At 52.9% G+C, this 3,465-nt stretch carries 2 protein-coding genes and 1 pseudogene; all 3 read right to left on the bottom strand.

Annotated features, from left to right (window positions below):
• Positions 1–130 precede the first annotated feature (130 nt).
• The gene (locus AC6F7T_RS13900) at positions 131–1,948 is read right to left on the bottom strand and encodes a glycosyltransferase family protein (protein ID WP_500719814.1); all 1,818 of its coding nucleotides are present in this window, start codon (positions 1,946–1,948) and stop codon (positions 131–133) included.
• Positions 1,949–1,964: 16 nt separating this feature from the next.
• Entirely contained in the window at positions 1,965–2,702 is a 738-nt protein-coding gene (locus AC6F7T_RS13895; protein WP_500719813.1) for a class I SAM-dependent methyltransferase, read from the bottom strand.
• Positions 2,696–3,465: pseudogene (locus tag AC6F7T_RS13890) on the bottom strand (ABC transporter ATP-binding protein); the annotation flags it as partial. The gene AC6F7T_RS13895 and the pseudogene AC6F7T_RS13890, both read right to left, overlap by 7 nt.

The raw sequence follows: 3,465 nt of genomic DNA, 5'->3' as shown, positions 1-3,465 counted from the left end.
TCACTCACCACAAAAACCGCAACCTCGTGCCCCATGGCCACCAATCCGGGGCAGACACGCCCCAGATGATTTGCCAGACCACCATCAAAATTGGCCTCGGTGATATACTCCGGGGTCAGAAAGGCGATTCTCATTTTTCGCTCTGACCAGCAATCGGTTGCTTGCATTCGGCGATTATTGGAGTTCCCTTGGTTAAAATGGTCATCGGCTCGAGCCAAGGGACATAAACATCTGGCATATGGTAGAGGAATACCTCACGGTAGTACTGCTTTAACATCCAGTAAAACTCCCCCGGCGAAAACTCCCTAACATGGGGCGGGTACAATGGTGGGCCCATATCCTGCGCACCACGCATGACCTCCCTATTCGGGGTGCTGAAAAGTGCCAGTGGGGCGAGCGAACTACAGTAGGTGAGAAAACCGCGCATGTCGCCCACATGCTCAAATACGTCCAACGACACCAAGAGGTCAAAATCCACCGCTGAATCAGTTCCATAATATTTTTGATAAGTGACATTGGGATGTGCACGATTTTTTTCGGCCCATCTTCGGGCGAAGTCGTCTTCCTCAAAGCAACAAATTTTCCGCATCGGATCGACAGAGGCAAATTCGGCAAAAGGCCCCGTTCCGGAGCCGATTTCAACGATTTTCCTGGCGTTACCAACCAGGGAGGTCACTGCCCAGTTGAGCGCTAACATATTCGGCCACTCTAAAGGCTCACCTTTTGCGAGCCTCTCCTGGGCCATATTTACCCCCTTCATCTCGGCGTTCTCTATGTACGGGCTGACCCTTTCCCCCAGACAGACCCGTTCATCGCGTTTATGCGGCGGCTTACCCTGACTTTCGCGATAAGACTGAACCGTCAGCAAAGCTGTGCTCTTTAAAGCGGATGCAATATGCAAACCGACTTGGCTATATGGTCGCAGCACATCCAGAGCTCTTCTTTTCGGCAGTTCCAGCGGTTCTCGTTGCCTTTTTTCCCCAGCCGTAATCCAGTCATCAATCTGGCTGCCTATGCGCTGCCAAATTGCAGTTGGATGATAATCCTGCCAGAAACGATGGTAACCATTTGCCGCTATCCTCTGCCTTTCCGTTTCATTTTCCAGAAAGTATCGGGTGAGTTCGATGGCTTCAGGGATGGTGTCGAAGCCGACGACCTCTTCGCCGAGATTGAAAATCTGGCCTAGACCCGTCTTGTTGTCACAGATCTGAAGTATTCCGTAAGCTGGCAGAGTAAAGAGCCGTCGATTGATAGGGCCTGTCGAGTTGTGGATATTCCAGCCGATCTTGCTCCGCCGATAGAGATCCAGCATTGCCTGCTCATTGATTCGGCCTTCGGGCCATCCCTGTCCAAAGAGTTTTGCTTGAGGGAAAGCGGTGGCAAGCGTCTCCAGTCTTCGACGACGATAAAAGTTCTTTTCGCCGACCAAGCTGATATCGACATCGCGTTCAGCGAAGAGAAGCTCTTCGCCCTCCTTCCTGGACGGCACATCCTGCGGGGCTGTAAAGATTGGTAACCATGCAAGATTTCTGCACCCCCATGACTCATACTGATAACGAGAGGCGATATTCCCATAAAAAACGGCATCAAAAGCTGCGGCTACCGGAGCGCTCAAATTGGAGGAACTCTCAGGGTCGTCAAAGCAGCAGTAAACATTAAACGTTGGAAGATATTTGATAAATTCTGGGTGAATATTCGCACCATTGTACAGAAGAAGAACATCACACTTGCTTGCCTCGTCCCGGAGACGAGCATACATCTCCATCAGCACTTTTTCCTTCTGTCGCCAGCGACGGTCGAGATCTTTCCACTCGAGCCTTGGTCCGGGAGGGTTGAGGGTCACGCAAAAACAAGTAACTTCAAGATCATCCCCGGCAACCCGAGCAATGTCTTCATACCACTTGTCCACACCAGGCGAGTGCACTACATGGGACAGCAGAATCTTCACTGTATGATTTCCTTAATCACTTCTGAGGGGTCTTGTAGAGCCCCACCCAGGAGTCCTGTAGATTTAGAATGCGTCCCCGGATCAAGCCTTCGGCATACAGTCGTTCCACTCCCGTGCAAACATCGTCTATCCAATGGTAGACCCTAGCCAGCGCAGGGTTGAAGTCATGCCACATGACAATACTGCCGGGGCGGCACCGGTTCAGAACCTTACGCGTGTCGTTGTAAACGAAATCCGTATCGTGACACCCGTCCACGAAGGCAATATCGATGGGACCGAAATCAGGCTCCCAATTTTTGGTGTTGGCGAAGATCTGGCGAACATTTGTCAGCCCCTTCTCCCGGTAATACTTCCCGATCTCGTCCCGCGACGGGGCGAAAGTGACGTTCTTCCCGCCTTCCGCGATCTCTTCGGGCGGGATGTTGACCGTGTACACAATCCCACCCGGCGCGTTCTGCGCCATCAGGGCCGTCGTCTTGCCATGGGAAGTACCGATCTCAAGCAGGATTTTCGCATTTCCGTTGCAGCAGACAGCCCCGAGAACCTCGGCATCGCGAATGCGGCGATCATTCAAGTCTTCCAGGTACTGAAACGCATTGAGGTGCTCACCCTCGAGAATCGGGTCCCGCGTCCAGCCCATGGCCTTCTTCATGTATTCAAGACTCCTGACCTCCAGAACGTTCGCTGCCAGGTTCGGAAACCGGTCCTGCCAGTGGTGCGACTTGGGGCCAAACGGCAACAATCGTCTCAACATGCTTTGATCCCCTCATCTCTAACTGACACAGTCTGCCATGGGATACGCGGTAACAGCTTGGACCGGATGGGATCCTGTGGATACGCGCGGTTAATGCCGTTACTCTTCTCCACCAGCAGCGGGATGCCTATCCCTCCCGCAGGAATGCTCCGGACGTTGTAGATGGTTCCGTAAACCCGCAGCTCATAGCTACGAGGCGCCAACAGATCGGCTGGGATGGTTGCCTTGGAGAGATAGCGGCCCGGCTCGATGGTGGACATGCTGTCTGCGTCATCATCGTTGAAGGTGCGGATAAGAAGATTGCGTTCCTCGTCGCAAATATCAAAGTAGACCCGCAGCCCCGAGGTTCGCTGAGAAACGCTATAAACGATTTCCACATCGACCGGATGGCCATTGAGAACAGTCGTACACAAACTCCCCTTTTGTCGAATGGCGACCTCCTCCAGTCGAAATATTGGATCGGGAGGGAGGGCATCGATCGCCAACTGCACCTCCTCCAGAGATCTCGCGTGCAGGTACTGACGGAGGTAATTTTTGGACACCTCCAGTGTCGGGCCGATCTGGCATACCTGTCCATCATTGAGCCATATCACCCAGTCGCAAAGATTGCGGATGGCCTGCGTATTATGACTCACAAACAACACCGTCCGCCCTTCTTCACCAACCTCAGCCATCCGCCCCAGACATTTTTTCTGAAACTGCGCATCCCCTACCGCCAAAACCTCATCGACAATCAATATCTCAGGCTCCAAATGCGCGGCAA

The sequence above is a fragment of the Pelovirga sp. genome (assembly GCF_059864205.1).
This window is presented reverse-complemented; position numbering and strand designations above follow the sequence as displayed.

Coding starts and splice junctions, on each gene's coding strand:
- AC6F7T_RS13895 (WP_500719813.1), bottom strand. CDS start 2,702: ATGTTGAGACGATTGTTGCCGTTTGGCCCCAAGTCGCACCACTGGCAG.